The sequence below is a fragment of the Streptosporangium heterodermiicola genome (assembly GCF_051390675.1).
GTDB lineage: Bacteria > Actinomycetota > Actinomycetes > Streptosporangiales > Streptosporangiaceae > Streptosporangium.
Window position 1 is genome coordinate 21,561 of the sequence record NZ_JBPJSR010000017.1, and the last position, 19,424, is coordinate 40,984.

Genomic DNA, 19,424 nt, shown 5'->3' on the forward strand with positions numbered 1-19,424 from the left:
GAACCTCCCGCCTCCCGTCGGGAGCGTTACCGGAAGCGGGGGAGAGGGGAGTCAGGCCAGACGGTCAGCGCCATCGGCGCCATCGGCGCGGTCGGCGTTGGCGTGGATGGCGTCACGGATGTAGGCGGTCAGGCCGGTGGCCGAGGCCTCGTAGACGGCGGCGAAACGCGGATCGGCGACGTACATGTCGCCCAGGCCGCGGTGGAGGTCGTAGGAGCAGTCGTAACACCAGCGGGTGAGGTGCGCCCGGTGTTCCTCGGCCAGTTCCATCGCCCGCTCGCCGCCGGCCGGCAGCCCCGCGAGGTAGGCGTCGGCGAAGTCGCGCACCGTCCGGGCGGCCTCGCCGGTGAAGCGCGTCCAGTCGTCCTTGGTCATCGCGTCCGCCCTGGCGCGGGACCGCCGCCAGGTGTCGGTGCCGCCCCAGCGCTCGCGCGCCTCCTGCTCGTGGTCCTCGGGAACGAAGTCGCCGAAGACCTCGAAACGCTCCTGGGGGGTCAGGGGGATGCTCAAGACGTTCGCCTCCATGGCGTGCTCGACCGCGTCCGCCATCGCCCGCAACCGGCCGATGCGCCGGGTGAGGAGTTCGTGCTGGCGGCGCAGGTGCGTCAGGGTGTCGGTGGCGGGGTCGTCGAGGATGGCGGTGATCTCCTCCAGCGCGAAGCCGAGCTCGCGGTAGAACAGCACGTGCTGCAGGCGCTGCAGGTCGGCCTCGGTGTAGCGGCGGTATCCCGCGGCGGTGCGCCGCCCCGGCGAGACCAGCCCGATCTCGTCGTAGTGGCGCAGCGTGCGTACGCTGACCGCGGCGATGCGCGCCACCTGCCCGATGGCGTGGTCCGGCGCACGGCCGGGCACCTCCCCATGGGGTACGGCGCCGCCCGCCGCGTGTCTCATGACGCCCCCGTTCACGGTGTCAGCCTGCACCCTCACGTTACGGCAGGGTCAAGCCCCCGGGTCTGGGGTGATGTCGATGACGGCCTTGCCGGTGACCTTCCGCTCGCGGACCGCCCGTACCGCCTCCTCGGCCCGCTCCCAGGAGCCGCGCCAGCCGACCTGCGCCGACAGCGCCCCCGAGGCGAGCAGGCCGGCCAGCAGGCCCAGGTCGGCGCCGACGGCGGCGGCGTCGCCGAAGGAGCTCAAGGTGCGGGCCGTACCGGGAAAGAAGGTCGAGCCCGGAGGGAAGACGGCGGGCTCGCCGCCGGCCCAGCCGATGCTCTGCAGGGTGGCGCCGGGGGCGAGCAGCGTCCAGGCCGCCACCAGGTACGGGCCGCCGACGGTCTCCAGCACCACGTCGACCGGCTCGGCCAGCCGCCGCAGGGCGGTGAGGCCGACGACGACCTCATGGGCGCCGAGCGCGGTCAGGGCGGGAGCGTGGGCGCCGTCACGGACCGAGGCGACGACCTGGGCGCCGGCCCGGGCGGCCAGCTGCACGCCGTAGCGGCCCACGGCGCCGCTCGCCCCGGTGACCAGCACCCGCCGGCCCAGCACGGAACCGGCGGCGCGCAGGGTACGCAGGACCGTCATGCCCGCCATGGGCAGCGCCGCGGCCTCGGCCAGGGAGGCTCCGCGCGGCAGGGGGGCGACGTCGGCGCCGGAGACCGCGAGCAGCTCGGCCCACGCGCCGGGGCCGAAGGCCAGCACGCGGGTGCCGGCCGCCGGTCCGGTGCCGTCGGCGGCGGGGCGGACGACGACCCCGGCGGCGTCGTAGCCGCCCACGTGGCCGGCGGGCAGCCGGGCGAGCATGCCCAGCTCGCCGGGGTTGAGGGAGGCGTGGCGCACCTGGACGAGCACCTGGCCGGGTCCGGGGTCGGGGTCGGGGGCCGTACCCAGGCGCAGGCCGCAGGGAGCCGAGGGGTCGACGACGAGAGCGCGCATGGCGAATGGCTCCTGACCGGGGAGGGGCGGTGCGCGAGAACCTCGCACACCGAACAAAGCGGACCAATGGTCCGGTTACGTGTGGGCTAATATACGGACTCACGGTCCGGTTACGCAAAGGGAACCGGCCACCCGGGCCGGTCACACGGTCACACGAAGCCGACCACGTGAGCCCGGTCACGCGAGGCCGGTCACGCGAAGGGGAGAGGGGGCGGGGGATGGGCGAACGCGCCGACGCCGCCCGCAACCGGCACGCCATCCTGCGCGCCGCCGAGGACCTGCTGGCCACCCACGGCCCCCACATCTCCCTGGACCAGGTCGCCGCGCACGCCCAGGTCGGCAAGGGCACCGTCTTCCGGCGCTTCGGCAGCCGTACCGGCCTGATGCAGGCCCTGCTCCAGGAACGCGCCCTACAACTGCGCGAGGCACTGGAGTCGGGACCCGCGCCACTGGGACCCGGCGCGCCCCCCGCCGAGCGCATCGTCGCCTTCCTCGACGCCCTCTCCCGGCTGGCCGCCGGCAACCTCGCCCTCCTGGCCGCCCACGAACGCTCCTGCGCCACCGACCGCCACGCCGACCCCACCTACGTACGCTGGCACACCCACCTGGAAACCCTGATCGCCCAGGCCCGCCCCGACCTGGACGCCACCTTCGTGGCCCACGCCCTGCTGGGCATGTTCGACGCCGACATGGTGCGCCGCCTCACCCCGCGGGACGACCCCGGCAGGTTCGCCCGCTCACTGCGCCAGCTGGTGGGGGAGCTGCTGACCTGACCTTCTCGGTACACCCGATCCATCGTGCCGCCACCCGGTTCCGGGAACGGATGAGGCACGTCTACCCGGCGCCGAGGCCGGTGCCGTCGGTGCCGTCGGTGTCATTCCCGTCCGGGCCCGGGGTGTACTGTCCCAGGCCCCGGCGGATCGCGATCTGTCCCAGGCCCCGGCGGATCGCGATCTCCACGGGGGAGTACGCGCCGTCGGCCCGCTCCAGTTCGTACGGCGCGGCCGGCATCAGCGGCGGCTGGGCCATGAAACGCGGCCGCACCCCATGGTGCGGTTGCGCCGCGTGCACCAGGAACGGATGGCACAGGAAGACATCACCCGGGGACCCGGTGGCGAGGGCGAGCGGCCGGTGGTCGGACGCCGCCACCAGATCGGGCGCGAGGACCAGCCCGCTCGCCCCCTCCTCCCCGTACTCCTCCAGCACCTTCGGCACGTCGAGGTGCGAGCCGACCCGGATCCGGGTCGGGGCGTCCTCCTCACCGACCTCGCTGAACAGGAACAGCATCAGCAGCGCCCGGCCCCGGGAACGCAGATTCGTGAAGTACCAGCTCTCGCCCTCCGGCAGATAGCTCCCCTCGATGTGCCAGCCCGCGTCCTGCGGCTCCTCCTCGTGCGGGAAACGCAGCGGGAACGTGCCCAGCGAGTAACGCGGCTCCCAGCGTCCCTCACCGACCAGCAGGTCGTACGCGCGCCGCAGGAACGGGGAGTTGGGCGCGGCGGCGAACGGTCCCTGCGCCATACCGGCCACCCAGTGCACCGGCTTCGTCCACGTCGCCGGATCGTCGGGGTCACAGCCCGTCTCCCGCCACAGCAGCCGCGCGCAGTCCGCCGCCACGCGCGGCGCGACGGCGCCCTCCACCTTCACGAAGCCGTCGCGGAGGAAACGGGATACCAAGGTCGTGTCATCCATGCTCCCTAGCGTGCTGCGACACCGGTCCCGGCCGCTCGACATTTTCCGCACCGCCTCTGTCGGGTGCTCGTCGGCCCCTTCCCGCCCAACACCTATACCGGTATTGTTATGACGCTTGCTAGGATCTGGCACATGGTGCGACCCCCGCTGACCGAACTCGACCGCGAACGCGGCCACCGCCTGGGCGCGATCCTGCGCCAGGCGCGCGGCACGCGCAGCATGACCGAAGTGGCCGCCGCCGCCGGACTGTCCGCGGAGACCCTCCGCAAGATCGAGACAGGCCGCATCCCCACCCCGGCCTTCTTCACCGTCGCCGCCCTGGCCCACGCCCTCAGCATCTCCCTGGACGTCCTGGCCGAGGTGTGCGCCGAGGAACGCGCCGCCTGAACACCCGCGCCCCCAAGGGGAGCGGACCCCCGCCCATGAACCGGTGAGCCGGTGAGCCGGCGATCAGCCCGACGCCGGGCCGCGCAGCAGCGGATGCGACCGCATCGCCACCTCCAGCTCCCCGGGCAGCTCATCGCGGTAACGCCCCAGCGTCGCCAGGTCACTGTGCCCCAGAACCCGCCGCACCGCGTCCATGTCCACCGCGTCGGCCAGCAGATGGGTGGCCGTGGTGTGCCGCAACCCGTGCGGCGTCACCGAACGGCGGCTGCCGGGATCCACCCCGCGCTGCACCCGGTCGATCACCGCCTGCACGTCCCCCCGCGCCAGACGCCGCCCCCGCCACGACAACAGCAACGCCTTGTCGGCGGAGGCCATCCGCCCGTGCAGCAGATAGGCCTCCAGCACCAGCGCGACATCACCGGGCAGCGGCACGTCCCGCGTCTTGCCGCCCTTGCCGAAGATCCGCCAGTAACGCACCCCGTCGTTGGTGTAGAAATCCTCCACATTGGCCCGTACCAGCTCCGACACCCGCGGGCCCATCGTCGACAGCATCAACACGATCAGCCCGTCACGCAACTCGGTGTGCTGATCGCGCCGCCGCACCCGCCCCGCACCCGCACCCGCCCCGGGCACCTCTTCTGACGCGGCCGGCGTCTTGGTCACCGCCGCGCCACCGCCCGGCCCGCCACCCAGCTCACGCGCCGCACCGATCAGCCCCCGCGCCTGCTCACGGGTGAGTGCCCGCCGCTCGGGCCGCAGCCCCCCGCGCTCCCTGGCCGTCACCGTCGCCATCGCCATCGGATTGACCTGCACCCACCCCGCCAGCACCGCGTGCTTGAACAACGCCGAGATCGACCGCCGAAACCGCGCCTGGGAGGAGGCCGACTGCGAGGCGCCCGCCCGATCACCGGCCTGCTCGCCCGCCCGCCCGCCGGGCTGCGAGCGCCGACGGCCGTCGGGCTTACGGGCGAAGGCCAGCAGAACGGCGTCCACGTCCTCACCGGACAGGTCGTCCAGCACCACCTCCTCGCCCACCAGATCCACGAAGGTGGCCACATCACGCGCGTACACCTCCGCCGTCGACGTCGACAGCGCGCCGGTCAGGGTCTTGGCCCGCACCAGCTCCACGTAACGATCGGCCGACTCGCTCACGCTGAGACGATTCAGATCAGCTGGCCGCATGATCCCGGCGACACCCCTCCCGCATCCGGGCCGCCGTCGACGGCCGCTCACCTCGCACCAGTGCCACAACCCCGCCCGCCGAAACACCGTCACCGGCGGCACCGGCACCGGGGCCGGGGCTTGCCGGTCACACCGCCGTCACCGGCGACGACCCGGACGGCACCACCGGCCGTGACCACGGGGGAGTGGCACACCCGGCAGACCACCGATCACGTACGTCCCCCACGGTAGACGAACGCCCACCCCCACGGGGCCCGCGCGAGAGGTCCCGCCACCCCGCCCGGGAACGCCGCCGTACACGGGGGAGACCCGGAGCACCACATCGCGTACGGGGGAGAGAGGCCCGGCGCCGCCGAGCAGGTCGGGAGCAACGCCGCAAACAACGCGAAACCGGGGCGAACAGTGTGTTACGGCCTGCACACACCTCTACCGAACCGCCGCGCCAACCGGGAAGCTGACCTCATTCCCCATCCTCAGGGAGCCCGCGGAGGACGCCCACGCTCAGGCGCACAGCCGAGTCCGGTGAGACAGCCTCCGGGACGGCTTCCACTCCGATCCCGCGCCACCTGGCGCACCCACGACTCGGCCACCCTCGCGCAGGCGTCGCGCCGGGACGGTCGAACGCGGCCCCGGCGGCAGCCCCGTCCCGCTCAGCGGGTGTCTCCGGCGCCCTCCGCGACCCTGGCGGTCGCGGCGGCGTGCTCGTCGGCACTCATGCCCCGGTCAGGGGAGTGCCGGTTGAGGTCGTACTGGTCGTCGGCCCACCGCTGGTAGTCCCGCCGGACGGTGAACTCGTCGGAGTCGACGACATGGGCGATCTCCGCCCACGTGACCCCGGCCAGCAACGCGTGGTGAAGGTTGGAGGGATGACGCACCGTACGCGCGACGCACTCCGCCAGCGCCAGCAACTCGATGTGCTCGGCCACGGTGAGCGCGGGACGGTCATCGGCACCATGCCGGGCGGGGTCGTAGACGCCCCGGGCCACCAGCTCGGTCCGGGCGCGAGCCGACGCGTTCTTGGCGGCCAGCTCGTTGTAGCGCTCCAGTTGCCGGCTGACGGGCATGTCGTAGCGGGCGTCGCGCCAGTTCGTGAGGTGCTCGGTGGTCATGACGGCTTCTCCAGGACGGTCGGAGGTCGGCTTCGAAATGTCTCGACAGATGGTATTGAGAGCGACTTCCGCCGCGGACCGCGACGCTGTGACGATCATGGTTCACGGCGGGCTTGACGATCATGAAGGCGGATCGGGCGAGAAGGGGGACGCCGCGAGGCGCGGCGCGCGCCCGCGAAGCGGCCTGCGCCGAGCTTCGCGGAGTGGGTCGCGCGAGACGTGCGGGGAGTTCGTGCGGGCCCGCCGAGCACGAGATGGAAAAGGCCCGGATCGACGACTATTTCCCTTTCTCCTATACCAGACAGAATTGACCTTCTGTCTGGTATAGGATGTTTTATGCTGGTGGGGCCTGTTTAGTGTGCCGTGCGGGTTCTTGTATGCCGGGTGCTCCTCGCTACGGGAAAGCGGAGAATGGCGCAGCTTCCCCGCGTGATCATTCCTCTTGATCGTTTCGCCGAACAAGATCGATAAGTGCTGTGTCGTCCAAAATGATCAAGAGATGGCGCGGTTGCGTCGACGCGTACCGTGCGGGACTGTTCGGTCTTGGATGATCTGCTCGACGTTTCACTCGATCTGCTCGGTTGAGCAGTTTGTCCCGTTTAACCTGTCGCGTCGGGCGTGTTTGATGGCAGCGGCTGTCATCGTCCACGAAGTCGGCGCGTCGGCGGCCTCTCCCCTGTGTTGCCAGGCAGGCATTCACTTTGGCGGACGAACAGGGGCACACTGAGCGTCGCCGAGATCCCGCACGCTGACCGCCACAGCCGGCGCACCCGGATCACCCGGATCACCCTCTTGCTCACCGGTGTGCACCAAGCCGTGCGCGAGCGCTCGAACACCGCCGAGCCGAGCACCCCGTGCGCCGTCTGCCCCACTCCGGCCGAGGTCACGCGCTCCCCCGCGTCGGCCGGCTACCGCCTGACGATGGACGGTGTTACCCAATATCACCAACCGCTTGGGGGGCGTCAGGAGCGGCGGGGGGCGACGGCTATTTCCAGGAAGAAGGCGTCGATGCTGCGGACGGCCTGGAGGAAGTCGTCGAGGTTGATGGGCTTTGTCACATAAGCGTTGGCGTGCTGGTGGTAGGCGGCGCTGATGTCGTCGGGAGCCGAGGAGGTCGTCAGCACCACGATGGGGATGCTCAGCAGGTTCTCGTCGTCCTTGAGTACGGCCAGCAGCTCCCGCCCGTTCATGCGGGGCATGTTCAGGTCCAGCACGATCAGGTCGGGGCGCGGGGTGTCGGACGCGCGCAGGTACTGCAGCGCCTCCACGCCGTCGTGGACGTGGTGGATGTCGCGGGCCATGCCGTGCTCGTTCAGGGCGGCGTCGATCAGTGCGGCGTCGGCGTCGTCGTCTTCGACCAGGAGGACGCTGTAGGTACGCGGGTCGGTGTTCACGCCTGGGTTCCTGTCATGGCCGCCGGGAAGGGGCCGGGTAGAGGGGTGCGTTGCGAAGACCAGCCCCGGCCAGCGGCGGCGGGCTCCTTGCCGGGTGATGTACCAGGCTTCGCCCAGTTGCGGGTAACCGGCACCGCTTTGGGCGGCGCTGGTGGCCTCGTGGTGGGCGCGGCGCTCGATCGCGCGGCTGAGATGCGCCAGGATCCGTAGCCGGTTGAGTGCCGGCACCGGGTACGGCGCCTGCGCCGCCGGGTCATCGATCCCGGGAGCAGGCAGGGCGAAGACATGTTCCGCCAGGTCGTCGGCGAGGCAGGCGACGGCTTTCTCCGCGAGATCGTCGAGTTGTCGTTCGGTGAGGCCGGTCGGGAAGCTGTTCCGCGCCATGCCCCCACCCTACGCACCTCATTGACCGTGGACAACATGTGTTGTCGAGCGGGCGGTAGGATCCGACACACCGCCACCCGGGTGAGTGCACCGGCCGAGTCCCGTCCCGATGGCAGGCCCCCTGTGGCCACCTCGTCGAAGGAGCCGTATGTGAGCACCACCGCACGATCCGCGCCGCCGGTACCACGGGCAGGCGGGCCGGCACGGCCGCCGGGGTCAGGGCGGCCGGTGGACCTGGCCTGGTGGGCGCGCTGGACGACGCGGCGGTGGTTGCGGGTCGGGGTGGTGTCGTCGCTGCTCGTGCTGGCGATCCTGGCCGTGGTCGGCGCGCTGGTGCTGAACCGGATGACCACGCTCAGCGATCACCTGGTGGATCACAGTGCTCCGGCCCTGACCGCCGCTGCCCGGCTGGAGACCGCGCTGGTCAACCAGGAGACCGGCATTCGCGGCTACGGTGTCGTCAGCAATCAGGTGTTCCTGGAGCCCTACCGGCTGGGCCTGGCCCAGCAACGGCGGGCCGAGCGGCAGTTGCAGGTCCTGGCGGGAGACCGGGCCTCCAGAGCCGACCTGCTGCTCGTACGGGAGCGAGCCCGCGCCTGGCAGCAGGGTTTCGCCGCCAAGGTCGCCGCCACCCCCGCCGGTCAGCCGGTCGTGATCGCCGAGGAAGGCGCCAGGGCGGGTAAGGCCGCCTTCGACGATCTGCGGCAGGCGCTGACCGTTCAGCAGCGGCACCTGCAGAGCGCCCGTGACGACAGCCGGGAGGCGCTGAGGGCGGCGACCTCGCTGCGCAACGGGGTCTTCAGCGCGATCGCCCTGCTGATCGTGGCGCTGGCCGTCCTGATCTCCGTCGCCTTGCGTCGCGCCGTCACCGGACCGCTGGAGCGGCTGTCGTCCGATGCGCGCAACGTGGCCGGCGGCGACTTCTCCCACCCCATCCTCGGCAGCGGGCCGGCCGACCTGCGCGCCTTGAGCCAGGACGTGGAGGCGATGCGCTGCCGGCTGGCCGAGGAGCTCGCTCATTCGGAGCGGGCGCGCATCCTCCTGGACGAACAGGCCGCCGAGCTGCGCCGCTCCAACGCCGAACTGGAGCAGTTCGCCTACGTGGCCTCCCACGACCTTCAGGAACCGCTGCGGAAGGTCACCGCCTTCTGTCAGTTGCTGGAGCGCAAATACGGCGGCGGCCTCGACGACCGGGCCCGGCAGTACATCGGTTTCGCCGTCGACGGTGCGGCGCGGATGCAAACGCTCATCAACGACCTGCTGGAATTCTCCCGGGTGGGCCGCCTGCATCACCGGCACGCCACCGTCGACCTGGAGGCCGTCTTCACCGACACCGTGGAGGCCCTGAGCCTGGCCATCACCGAATCCGGGGCCCGCCTCACCCATGACCGGTTGCCCACCCTCACCGGCGACAGGACGCAGCTGGGCATGTTGCTGCACACCCGATCGGCCCTGCCGCGTCCACCTGGCCGTACGGCGTGAAGAGGATGAGGATGTGTGGCGTTTCACTCTCACCGACAACGGGATCGGGATCGAGCCGGAGTACGCCGAACGTGTCTTCGTCATCTTCCAGCGGCTGCACACCCGTCAGGCCTACCCCGGCAACGGCATCGGCCTGGCTCTCTGCAGGAAGATCGTCGAATTCCACGGTGGTTCCATCGCGCTGGATCCCGATCCCCTGGCCGCCGAGCCCGGGACCCGCGTCACCTTCGTCCTGCCCGCCCGCCCATCCGGGCAGGACGACGTCGACGGGTCCGTTCGGCAGGCGGCGCCTCCACCTCATCCTGGCTGAGATTCGGTCAGGGGTTCTTGACGGTCGGCTCGCCGGTCGGTTCGTGGTCCGGTGTGTTCGCCGGCATCTGGTCCATCTTGTGCTTCTGCTTTCCGGTCGGCAGTTGCTCCACCTGGTCGGCGGGCGGGGCCGTGACCGTCACCGGGGTGCCGAAGTCCTCGAAGTCCAGGACGTTTCGCTGGCCGGTGTCGCCGAAGGTGACTTCCAGGCGCCGGACCCGTCCCTGGTCGTCCACGTTCACGGCTCCCGTGATCTCCCCCGGCTCGCCCACGGCCTCCTTGAGGCCGGGCTCGCCCTCGTCCTTCAGTGAGAACGTGAACCTCTGGCCGGTCCAGTCCTGGCCGGAGGCGGGGCCGTCCTCACGGACGTCGGTGGCCGAACGGAGTCGTCGCAGGGCCGTCTGGGGGTCCAGTGGGGCGAGCTTGACCAGGGCGACGGTCTGCGGGGCGCTCTTCAGTTCCTCCTCGATGCGCGGGGAGACCGTCCACTTGCCCTCGCGTTGCTGGCGGACGTACATCAGGTCGCCGACGAACCGGGTTTCGGCGCCGTCCCCGGCCCTGGTGATGACGCCCACGCGCTGGGCGGGGTCGAAGGCGCCGTCGAAGGTCTTGGCGCCGCTGGTGCTGTGGATCCGGTAGCTCTCCCGGCTGGTGGTCTCGGCCGCGGCGGCCACCTGGGCCTGCGCCGAGGGCTGGCCCGCGGGCAGGAAGAGCGCGGCCACGCCCACCGCGGCCGCGACGCCGATCGAGGCGATCGGGACCAGGACCCGGGCCGGTCCCCGCCTCGGCGTCGCCGGTGCCGGTGTCGCCGGTGTCGCCGGCATGAGGTCGATGCCCGCCGGTCGATCCTCGGTGGCCTTGACGAGTAGTGCGCGGATTTCCTTCTCGTTCATGAACGGCTCCTCGTGGTGGTGTCTCACCGGATCCCACTCCCCTGCGCCTCGGTTCGGTTGACCGCGGTGTCGGGCGAGATCATCCGGCGCATCGCCCGCAGGCCGCGATGCGTGTGGGTCTTGACCGTTCCCGCCGAGCAGCCCATCAGGGCGGCGACCTCCGTCTCCGGCAGGTCCACGAAGAAGCGCAGCACCAGAGCCGTCCGCTGCCTGACCGGGAGCCTGGCCAGTGCGTTCCGGACCTCCTCGGCCACCGCCCGGACCTCTCCCCCGTCCCCGCCGGGCAGGTCGGGCAGGTCGGCGCGTGGGATCTCACGGCGCCATCGGGCGCGCCACCAGGATCGGTGGGTGTTGACCAGGATGCGGCGCAGGTAGGCGTCCGGGTCGCTGCTGGTGTCCAGCCGATGCCACACCCGGTACAGCTTGCCGAGGCAGGACTGCAGCAGATCCTCGGCCGTGTGCCAGTCTCCGGTGAGCAGGACCGCCGTTCTTAGGTGGTGGTCGCCTCGGTGTCGTACGAAGTCCGCGAAATCCGCGTCCACCCGGTCTCCTCTCGTCGGTGAAATCTCGTCGGTGAAAGTCACCCCTGGCACTCCCTGGGCCACACCCCGGGTTGACCGGAAGAACATGAAATATCGAGAAATCTCCGCTACGTACGACAATCACCTCCGACAGGTGACCCGGCGAGCACCGGCGAGACCCCGGCCGACGCGGTGATGACTGCCTGAGCGGATCGAGCCGGCTGAAGAGGCTGTCCGACGTGATCAACGCGCTGGCCGAGCCGATCAGCGGGGTCGCGCCGATCGTGGCGAAGTAGGGGCCGTGAACGAACGGATGAGCCGCGGGAAGATGTTCGGCCTCGGCGCGGCCGGGGTCACGGCCGGGGTCGCGGCCGCGGGTGGCGGCCGCGATCGCCGCCCGCTCGTGGACGCACGAGTCTTCCCCCGCGCACGCCGCCTCCGCCTCCGCCCCCTTCCCCTTCTACGGCGAGCATCAGGCGGGCATCGTCACGCCCGCCCAGGACCGGCTGCACTTCGCCGCCTTCGACGTCATCAAAGGAAGCCGGTCAGCGTCGCGGCACGCCGGTCCGGGATGCGCGGACGGTCAGGCGGATCAGCGGCGGCGCCAGGAAGGCCATCACGAACAGCCGGAGGCTCTGCACGCTGGAGATCAGCGGCAGGTTCGCGTGCGCGGAGGAGGCCGTCGCCAGGACCGCGTTGATCCCGCCCGGCGTCGTGGCGAGATAGGTGTCGCCGAACGGCGTGTGGGTGAGGGCGGAGACCGTCCAGGCCAGGGCCGCGCACGCGGCGCCGACGGCCAGCGTGCAGGCCAGCGCGGCGGGCAGGATCCGGCGTAGGTGCCGCACGGTTCGCCGGGAGAAGCGCAGGCCGACATCGAGCCCGATCGTGGTGAACAGCAGGGTCCGCAGCGTCCCGCCGGGGGCGAACCCGGGCGCGAGGCCGCTCACGGTGAGGGCGGCGGACACCAGCATGGGGCCCATCGTGGCCGGGCTGGGCAGTCTCAGGCGCGAGCCCAGCAGCACACCGAGCGGCGCGACGACCGCGAGCACGAGCAGGCCGCCCGCCTGGTCGTGGCCGCAGACCAGGTGCCAGGGGCCGCCGTCACCGCCTTGGGCCCCGGTGCCTCCTTGCTGGGGCCGGGGAGAGATCCAGTTCAGCAGGACCGGCGTGCTCGCCACGACGAGGCCCAGCCGCAGATACTGCATGAACGCCACCAGGCGGCCGTCGGCGCCGAGGTCGTCGGCGGAGGCGACCGCGGCGGCCGATCCCCCGGCGATCATGCCGAGGGTGGCGGTGGCCCGGTCCACTGCGCCGAGACGGACCATGGCGAACGCGGCCGCCTGGCACAGCAGGAGCGTCACCACGGTCACCGCGGCCAGGGGCGCGATCGATCCGGCGACCTGGCCCAGTGACGGCAGGTCCAGGTAGGTTCCCATCAGCACGCCGAGCAGCACCTGGGAGGCACGGTTGAGCACGGCGGGAGCGCGATCACGCACCAGGCCGGTCAGCGCGGCCGTCAGTCCCAGAAGCAGCGGTATCAGGATGTGCGGGGAGGGCAGGGCCGGTTCGCCCAGCTCACCGGCCGCCACGGTGATCGCCAGGACCGCCGCCCACGTGACGATCCTGACAGCCCGGCCGGTGACGCCGCCGATGCCCGCGCGGGGCGCGTTCACGCCCCGCCGCCCTCCGCGGCGGCCAGGGGGGTGATCTCGTCCTTCCCGGTGGCGGTCAGGTAGAGCACGAAGCCCGCGATCGTGACGAGGAAGAGCGCGCTGGTCACGATGGTCCCCAGGCCGAGGCCGCCGTCGGCGCGGGGCTGGGACAGGTAGTCGCCGATCGAGGCGCCCAGCGGCCGGGTCAGGACGTAGGCGATCCAGAAGGTGAGGACCGCGTTCAGCCCGGCGCCGAAGCGGGCGAGGGCGACGAGCGCGATCAGCGCGCCGAACACGAGCGCCGACACCCCGTACCCCAGGCCCAGCCCCTCCGCCGCCAGGTCGCCCGCCGCGGTGCCCAGGGCGAAGGTGAACAGGATGGCCGACCAGTAGAAGGCCTCGCGCCGGATCGTGAAGATGGTGTGGATGGACAGGGTCCTCTCGCCGGCGTACCACGCCACGAAGGTCACGGCCAGGGCGACGCCGAAGGCGACGGTGGTCGCCTCCAGGGAGATCCCGAGGTTGTCGACGAGGTTGTCGGTGATCAGCGTGCCGACGACGCTGATCAGGATCACCGCGAGCCAGTAGATCCCCGGCACGTACCTCCTGGCGCCGAACTGGAGGCCCAGCGCGATGATCAGCAGGCCGCCCATGACGCAGGTGGTGTTGGTCAGGCCCAGGCCCAGGTCCGCGTTCAGGAAGTCGGCCGCCGTCTCGCCCACCGTGGTGCACAGGACTTTGATGATCCAGAAGTGGATCGTCACTTCCGGGACCTTGTTCAGCGTCCGGCGGCCTCGCGGCGTGGCCTTGGGCCGTTCTGCATGGGTTGTCATCGCGCCAGGCTGACACGGTTCACCTGAACGCAACCTGACTGCGTTCCAGGCCCCTCACCTGCACGAGAGCACTCCGGACGGTGTCCGTGCCCGCTGTTTCCCGCGCCGCGTACCCTGGTGGGTGAACCCCGTCGGCCATGGAAAAAGGGGGGACGATCCTTTGGCTCCGAGTGTCGCCATCGTCGAGGACGATCTGGCCCTGCGGGCCGGTCTGGGCCGCGGCCTGCGGGAGGAGGAGTTCGAGGTCCGCCTCTCGGTGGCCGGCGGGACCGACCTGCTGCGGGCTCTCACCGGCCCCGCACCCGACGTGTTCATCATCGACATCGGCCTTCCCGACGTCGACGGCCGTGATCTGTGCCTGGCCCTGCGCGCACGCGGCGTGCACGCGCCGGTCCTGCTGCTCACGGCGCGCGGGGGCATCACCGACCGGCTGTCGGGTTTTCACGCGGGCGCCGACGACTACCTGCCCAAGCCGTTCCACTTCGAGGAGCTGGTGTTGCGGCTGCGGGCCCTGCTGCGGCGCGCGGGCCAGGCCGCGCAGCCGCCTTCGGGCCTGCGCCTGAACCCCGCGGCGCACGAGGTGCGCTACGAGGAGCGGGGGGTCGGCCTCACCCCGACGGAGTTCCGGCTGCTCGCGGCCCTGCTGGCACGCCGCGGGGAGGTCGTCCGCCGCCACTCGCTGATCGCGGCGGCCTGGCCCTCGGGGGCGATCGTCCACGACAACACCCTGGACGCCTATGTCGTACGGCTTCGCCGCAAGCTCGACGGCATCGGCCAGGCGTCGGCGATCACGACGGTCCGCGGCGTCGGATACTCGGCCGGGTGATCCGCCGCAGGCTCGTCGTCACCGCGAGCGCGACCCTCGCCGCCGCCCTCGTCGTCTTGACCACGGGTTTCTACATGCTGCTCTCCTGGCAGCTGGAAAGCGGCGCCGACGGTGTCCTGCGGGCACGGGCCGGTGCGGCGGCGGCCACCGTGACGACCCTCCAGGGGCGGCTGAAGGTCAACGAGACGCCCTTCGACGAGGTCCTCGACAGCGGGGTGTGGGTGTTCGACGCCGCCGGCGCCCCGGTCAGCGGCCCGCCCGTCCCCGGCCGCCTGGACGCCCCGGCCCGCGAGCTCGGCACGGTCTCGCGTCCCACCTTCCGTGACATCGACCACGACCTGAGGATGCTGGCGATCCCTTTGCGCGAGCCTCCGGCGCCCGACGCGGTCGTGGTGGTCGCCCTCTCCCTGGTCCCCTACGAGAACGCCGAGCGGACCGCGCTGATCGGCGCGCTCGTCTTCGACGTGCTGGTTCTCGGGCTCGGCGCCCTGCTCGTGCGGCGCTCGGTGACCCAGGCCCTGCGGCCCGTCGCCCGGATGACCGCGCAGGCGGCCCGCTGGTCCGAACGCGACCTCGACCGCAGGTTCGGCCTCGGCCCCTCCCGCGACGAGCTGACGGGCCTGGCCGCGACGCTGGACGGCCTGCTCGGCCGTCTTTCCGCGGCGCTGCGCCACGAGCAGCGGGTCACCGCCGAGATCGCCCACGAGCTGCGCACCCCGCTGGCCCAGGTGCGCCTGGAGACGGAGGTGGCCCTGCGCCGGGATCGTCCGGCCGCCGAGCTGCGGGACGTGCTGCGGAACGTTCTCGACGGGACCGACCGGATGGCCGCCGCCCTGGACACCCTGATCGGCCTGGCCCGGCGCAGCATCGACCCCTCCGCCGGTACGGCCACGGTCGCCGAGGTGGCGGCGGACGCGCTGCGGGCCTGCCTGGCCCGGGGGCGGGAGATCCGGCTCGACACCGGGCGCGCCGCCGGCCTGGTCGTCGGCTGTGATCGTGAGGTGGTCGGGCGGATGCTCCAGCCGCTCCTGGACAACGCGCTGCGCTACGGCCGTTCGGCGGTGCTGCTGCGCGTCCGGAGGTCCGGCGACCCCGGTGCCCCCGGTGCCCCCGGCGACTCCGGCGACTCCGGCGGCGACGTGGTGTTCGCCGTCGGCGACGACGGCCCCGGGTTCGACGCCGGTGAGCTCGATGCCGTCCTGGCTCCCGGCGCCCAGGGGCGGGCGACCGCGCCCGGCCAGGGCGCCGGGCTGGGTCTCGCGCTGGCCCGCAGGCTGGCCGAGGCCGGTGGCGGCACCCTGACGCCCCGGGTGTCGCCCGAGGGTGGCGGCCTGATCGAGCTGCGCCTTCCGCTGGCCTGAGCCTCGCGTTCGGCGTCGATACGTCGCAGACGTTCCCGCCAGGTTGGTCAGGTCCCCGTCGAGGTCTCCGCCGAGGTCTCCGCCGACGGGGACAGCAGCAGGCTAAAGATCGGCGGTGAGGCGCGGCGCAGGACCAGGCGTCCCGCCTCGGCCTCGGCCAGGGAGCGGGCGAGCGCCAGGCCGATGCCGTGCCCGTCGTCGGCGGAGGAGCGGCGCGTGAACGGGTCGGCCTCCTCCGCGACGCCGCTCCCCTGGTCGCAGACCTCGATGGCGAGCGCGTCCCCGACCTCGGTGACGTCGACGCGGACCTCCCCCGCCCCGTGGACGAGCGCGTTGTCGACGAGCACCCGCAGGATCTGCCGTACGGCGGGAAGTGAGGCGACCACCGAGGGCAGCTCCGCCGGCAGGGTGATGGTCAGCCGGCGGCCCTGGGCGGCGAGCCTGCCGTGCCAGTCGGAACGCACCTCCCGCAGCAGGGCGCTCACGTCGAGGGGTTCGGAGGCGGTGCGCGTGTCGCGGGTCAGCCGGACGAGGTCGTCGATGATGGTGTGCAGGCGCTGGCCGCGCTGGACGGCGGTGGTGAGGGTGCGGGTCAGGTCGGCGCCGGGCCGGGTGAGGGCCGCTTCCAGGCCGAGGAGCAGGCCGGTGAGCTGGGTGCGCAGCTGGTGGGAGACGTCGGCGCTGAAGGAGCGCTCGCGGTCCAGGACGTCGCCGAGGCGGCGCGCGGTGGCCGCCAGAGCCTGCCCGGCGGCGTCGGCCTCGATGATGTCCGAGCGGGGTGGCCTGATGGAGAAGTCCCCCTCGCCGAGCGCCTGGGCGGCCCTGGTCAGGTGCTCCAGCGGAGCCGCCAGGCGAGCCGACTGGCGCAGCCCGAAGGCGGCGGCCAGCGCGAGGGCCAGGACGGCGAGGCCGGCCATCAGCAGCCACGCGAGACGGACGCGCTCCTCGACGCCCTCGTACGGCGTGGCGACCCGTACGACGCCGAGCTGGACCTCGTCGGTGGGGATCGGCGCGGAGGCGACGAGGTACCCGGCCTCGGCGCCCTCGTGGGGGTGTCCGTAGGTGGCGTCGGCGACCAGGCCGGAGACGGCGGGGCCGCCGCCGTGCATGAGGTGGCCGGAGGTGGAGTAGACGCCGACCGTCAGCCCGGCGGGCACGTCGGCCGGCAGGGTGATCGCCCGCGCTCCCCTCTCGACGTCGTCGTCGGGGATGGCGGCGGCGATCCAGGTGGCGTCGCGGCCGAGCGCGGCCATGGTCTCGCCGCGGTAGAGGTGGCTGACCGCGATGGCGAGCGGCACCGCGAACAAAACGACGGTGAACGTCGCCACGGCGGTGATCGCGGCGAGCACGCGCCGTCGCAACGGGGCTGGTCGCGGCGGGGTCGAGGGCATCGGGCCAGGATCGCAAGTCGAAGGTAAACGCCGCGCTAACCTTACTTTTCGTATCGTCGATCTCACTATGAGTAACGAGAATCTGGTGCGGCTGCTGCTGCTCAATCAGTTCACGATCAGGCTCGGCTTCAACATGCTGATGCCGTATCTGGCCTTCCACCTGACCCATCAGCTCGATCTCGCGGCCTGGGTGGTCGGCCTGGTGATGGGGGTGCGCAACGCGAGCCAGCGCGGGATGGCACTGGTCGGCGGCTACCTGGCCGATCGGCTGGGGGCGCGTGTCACGGTGGTGACCGGGTGCGCGCTGCGCGCGGCCGGTTTCGCGCTGCTCGGCTTCGCCGACGGCGTCTGCGCCCTGGTGGTGGCGTCGGCGGCGACCGGGTTCGCCGGGGCCCTGTTCGATCCGGGGACGCGCTCGCTGCTGGCCGTCGCCGCCGCGGACCGGCGGGTGCGGGTGTTCGGCTGGTTCAACATGGCGGGGCAGGCGGGGCTGCTGCTCGGCCCGCTGGTGGGGCTGGCCATGTCGGGACTGGACTTCCGGGTGGTGGCGCTGGTCGCGGCCGGGGTGTTCGTGCTGCTCACCGCCCTGCAGGGGGCCTGCCTGCCGGCCGTGGTCCCCGAGCTTCGGCGCGAGCGCGGGGGGTGGCGGACCGTGCTGGGCAACCGGTCCTTCCGGCACCTCTCGCTGGCGATGTCGGGGGCCTACCTGCTGTCCTTCCAGGTCTACCTGACGCTCCCCCTGGCCATGGGCGAGGCGGTGGGCGCGCGGCGGGAGCTGGGCGTCGGGGTGATGTTCGCGCTGTCGGCGCTCCTGGTCATCACCCTGCAGGGCCGCGTCGGCGCACGGGCGGCCCGCGCGATGACCGCGCCCCGCGCCATGAGCGCCGGCCTGCTGGCGATGGGGCTGGCCTTCGTCCCGCTCGCGGCGACGGCCGGCGCGGATCTCTCCGGCCTGCCCGGGCACCTCTGGTACGTCGCCATGGCGCCGGCGCTGGCCGCGGCCGCGCTCCTGGCGCTCGGCACCATGTTGATCCACCCGTTCGAGATGGAGGTGATCGTCGCGATGTCCCGCGGGCGGCTGATCGCCACCCACTACGGGCTGTACGCCACCGTGTCGGGCATCGGGGTCACGGCCGGCGGCGTGCTGACCGGCACGTTGTGGGACGCCGCCGGGCGGTGGGGCCTGGCCTGGCTGCCCTGGGCCGTCCTGGCCGTGATCGGCTGGGGGTGCGCGCTGGCGATGAGGCTGCTGGAGCGGCGACGGCCGCTCACTCCCTTTGCGGCGGAAGGTAAGCGCGGCGTTAACCTTGCCCTCATCGGGCGCTGACGGGCCGGTTCGTACCGTGACGGTATGCACGTAAGGCACCGCGTTCCTCGCCGCACCCCTCACCTGGCCAATGAGAGCCGGGGATCTCGGGGGTGCCTCGCGTGCTGACGTCCGCCGCCCTGGACGGGATCGCCGGCTGGGCGACCGGGCTGATGGAGACGCTGGGCGCGCCGGGGGCGGGCATCGCCATCGCCCTGGAGAACCTGTTCCCGCCGCTTCCCAGCGAGGTGATCCTCCCCCTGGCGGGATTCACCGCCAGCACCGGCGGCATGTCCCTGTGGGCGGCGCTGGCCTGCACCACGCTCGGCTCGGTGGTGGGAGCGCTCGCGCTGTACGCCGTCGGCGCGCTGCTGGGCAGGCGGCGCACGGTGGCCCTGGCGGCGAGGTTGCCGCTGGTCAAGGTCTCCGACATCGAGAGGACCGAGGCGTGGTTCTCCCGCCACGGCCGCAAGACGGTGTTCTTCGGCCGGATGGTCCCGCTCTTTCGCAGCCTGATCTCCATCCCGGCCGGGGTCGAGCGCATGCCCCTGGTCACCTTCACGTTGTTCACCACGCTCGGCAGCCTCGTCTGGAACACGATCTTCGTCATGGCCGGCTACTTCCTGGGGGCCAACTGGTCGCTGGTCGAGGCCTACGCCGGCGTCGCCACCAACGTCGTCGTCGGCCTGGTGGTGCTCGCGATCGTCGTGTTCGTCTGGGTGCGGCTGGCCCAGGGCCGCGGGCGCCGCGACGAACCGGCCTGACCGGCATCTGCCGCTTTGTGTGACATCAAGGTTCAAAGGTTCATCCGCCTCGTCGAGGCAGGTCTT

At 72.1% G+C, this 19,424-nt stretch carries 19 protein-coding genes; 8 read left to right on the forward strand and 11 right to left on the reverse strand.

What is annotated here, in order from left to right; translation table 11 throughout:
- Positions 1 to 51 precede the first annotated feature (51 nt).
- Both ACSC1Q_RS30910 and ACSC1Q_RS30915 read right to left on the reverse strand, forming a co-directional pair.
- The gene (locus tag ACSC1Q_RS30910; protein ID WP_436762215.1) at positions 52 to 927 is read right to left on the reverse strand and encodes a MerR family transcriptional regulator; all 876 of its coding nucleotides are present in this window, start codon (positions 925 to 927) and stop codon (positions 52 to 54) included.
- A 12-nt stretch (positions 928 to 939) separates the two neighbouring features.
- Entirely contained in the window at positions 940 to 1,872 is a 933-nt protein-coding gene (locus ACSC1Q_RS30915) for a zinc-binding dehydrogenase (RefSeq protein ID WP_436762216.1), read from the reverse strand.
- A 218-nt stretch (positions 1,873 to 2,090) separates the two neighbouring features.
- Between ACSC1Q_RS30915 and ACSC1Q_RS30920 the strand changes: the two genes are divergently transcribed.
- Positions 2,091 to 2,645 (forward strand): TetR/AcrR family transcriptional regulator, encoded by a 555-nt coding sequence (locus tag ACSC1Q_RS30920; protein WP_436762217.1) that lies wholly within the window; start codon positions 2,091 to 2,093, stop codon positions 2,643 to 2,645.
- Positions 2,646 to 2,706: 61 nt separating this feature from the next.
- On the opposite strand, the gene ACSC1Q_RS30925 is transcribed toward ACSC1Q_RS30920, so the two are convergent.
- Positions 2,707 to 3,564, reverse strand: a complete 858-nt coding sequence (locus tag ACSC1Q_RS30925) for a phytanoyl-CoA dioxygenase family protein (RefSeq protein ID WP_436762218.1) — start codon at positions 3,562 to 3,564, stop codon at positions 2,707 to 2,709.
- 132 nt (positions 3,565 to 3,696) lie between these two features.
- Between ACSC1Q_RS30925 and ACSC1Q_RS30930 the strand changes: the two genes are divergently transcribed.
- Positions 3,697 to 3,951 carry a helix-turn-helix domain-containing protein gene (locus tag ACSC1Q_RS30930; protein WP_436762219.1) on the forward strand — a complete coding sequence of 85 codons (255 nt, stop codon included), beginning with the start codon at positions 3,697 to 3,699 and terminating at the stop codon, positions 3,949 to 3,951.
- 63 nt (positions 3,952 to 4,014) lie between these two features.
- Here ACSC1Q_RS30930 and ACSC1Q_RS30935 read toward each other — a convergent pair whose 3' ends face one another.
- The 3 genes from ACSC1Q_RS30935 to ACSC1Q_RS30945 all read right to left on the reverse strand — a co-directional run bounded on the left by ACSC1Q_RS30935 (position 4,015) and on the right by ACSC1Q_RS30945 (position 8,020).
- Positions 4,015 to 5,133: a tyrosine-type recombinase/integrase gene (locus ACSC1Q_RS30935; protein ID WP_436762220.1), complete on the reverse strand. Its 1,119-nt coding sequence runs from the start codon at positions 5,131 to 5,133 to the stop codon at positions 4,015 to 4,017.
- Positions 5,134 to 5,783: 650 nt separating this feature from the next.
- Complete coding sequence (locus ACSC1Q_RS30940; protein WP_436762221.1) at positions 5,784 to 6,242, reverse strand: hypothetical protein; 459 nt, start codon at positions 6,240 to 6,242, stop codon at positions 5,784 to 5,786.
- Between the two features lie 962 nt (positions 6,243 to 7,204).
- Positions 7,205 to 8,020, reverse strand: a complete 816-nt coding sequence (locus tag ACSC1Q_RS30945) for a response regulator (protein ID WP_436762222.1) — start codon at positions 8,018 to 8,020, stop codon at positions 7,205 to 7,207.
- A gap of 228 nt (positions 8,021 to 8,248) precedes the next feature.
- Between ACSC1Q_RS30945 and ACSC1Q_RS30950 the strand changes: the two genes are divergently transcribed.
- A complete protein-coding gene (locus ACSC1Q_RS30950; RefSeq protein ID WP_436762223.1) occupies positions 8,249 to 9,502 on the forward strand; it encodes a sensor histidine kinase in 1,254 nt (417 codons plus the stop codon).
- A gap of 13 nt (positions 9,503 to 9,515) precedes the next feature.
- A complete protein-coding gene (locus ACSC1Q_RS30955; RefSeq protein ID WP_436762224.1) occupies positions 9,516 to 9,812 on the forward strand; it encodes a sensor histidine kinase in 297 nt (98 codons plus the stop codon).
- A gap of 7 nt (positions 9,813 to 9,819) precedes the next feature.
- Here ACSC1Q_RS30955 and ACSC1Q_RS30960 read toward each other — a convergent pair whose 3' ends face one another.
- From ACSC1Q_RS30960 to ACSC1Q_RS30975, 4 genes are all read right to left on the reverse strand, one after another.
- Positions 9,820 to 10,704, reverse strand: a complete 885-nt coding sequence (locus ACSC1Q_RS30960; RefSeq protein ID WP_436762225.1) for a hypothetical protein — start codon at positions 10,702 to 10,704, stop codon at positions 9,820 to 9,822.
- A 23-nt stretch (positions 10,705 to 10,727) separates the two neighbouring features.
- Entirely contained in the window at positions 10,728 to 11,246 is a 519-nt protein-coding gene (locus tag ACSC1Q_RS30965; RefSeq protein WP_436762226.1) for a SigE family RNA polymerase sigma factor, read from the reverse strand.
- A gap of 524 nt (positions 11,247 to 11,770) precedes the next feature.
- Positions 11,771 to 12,898 carry an AbrB family transcriptional regulator gene (locus ACSC1Q_RS30970; RefSeq protein ID WP_436762227.1) on the reverse strand — a complete coding sequence of 376 codons (1,128 nt, stop codon included), beginning with the start codon at positions 12,896 to 12,898 and terminating at the stop codon, positions 11,771 to 11,773.
- Complete coding sequence (locus tag ACSC1Q_RS30975; protein ID WP_436762228.1) at positions 12,895 to 13,710, reverse strand: COG4705 family protein; 816 nt, start codon at positions 13,708 to 13,710, stop codon at positions 12,895 to 12,897. The genes ACSC1Q_RS30970 and ACSC1Q_RS30975 overlap by 4 nt, the downstream gene beginning before the upstream one ends.
- A 160-nt stretch (positions 13,711 to 13,870) precedes the next feature.
- Here ACSC1Q_RS30975 and ACSC1Q_RS30980 point away from each other — a divergent pair, with 160 nt between their 5' ends.
- Both ACSC1Q_RS30980 and ACSC1Q_RS30985 read left to right on the forward strand, forming a co-directional pair.
- Positions 13,871 to 14,536 carry a response regulator transcription factor gene (locus tag ACSC1Q_RS30980; protein WP_436762229.1) on the forward strand — a complete coding sequence of 222 codons (666 nt, stop codon included), beginning with the start codon at positions 13,871 to 13,873 and terminating at the stop codon, positions 14,534 to 14,536.
- The gene (locus tag ACSC1Q_RS30985) at positions 14,533 to 15,897 is read left to right on the forward strand and encodes a sensor histidine kinase (RefSeq protein WP_436762230.1); all 1,365 of its coding nucleotides are present in this window, start codon (positions 14,533 to 14,535) and stop codon (positions 15,895 to 15,897) included. Before ACSC1Q_RS30980 ends, ACSC1Q_RS30985 begins: the two co-directional genes overlap by 4 nt.
- 47 nt (positions 15,898 to 15,944) lie before the next feature.
- Here ACSC1Q_RS30985 and ACSC1Q_RS30990 read toward each other — a convergent pair whose 3' ends face one another.
- Positions 15,945 to 17,288, reverse strand: coding sequence for a sensor histidine kinase (locus ACSC1Q_RS30990; RefSeq protein WP_436762231.1), 1,344 nt, complete (start codon positions 17,286 to 17,288; stop codon positions 15,945 to 15,947).
- Positions 17,289 to 17,355: 67 nt separating this feature from the next.
- On the opposite strand from ACSC1Q_RS30990, the gene ACSC1Q_RS30995 reads away from it, so the two are divergent.
- Both ACSC1Q_RS30995 and ACSC1Q_RS31000 read left to right on the forward strand, forming a co-directional pair.
- The gene (locus ACSC1Q_RS30995; RefSeq protein ID WP_436762232.1) at positions 17,356 to 18,615 is read left to right on the forward strand and encodes an MFS transporter; all 1,260 of its coding nucleotides are present in this window, start codon (positions 17,356 to 17,358) and stop codon (positions 18,613 to 18,615) included.
- Between the two features lie 152 nt (positions 18,616 to 18,767).
- A complete protein-coding gene (locus ACSC1Q_RS31000) occupies positions 18,768 to 19,358 on the forward strand; it encodes a DedA family protein (RefSeq protein WP_436762369.1) in 591 nt (196 codons plus the stop codon).
- Positions 19,359 to 19,424: the final 66 nt, after the last annotated feature.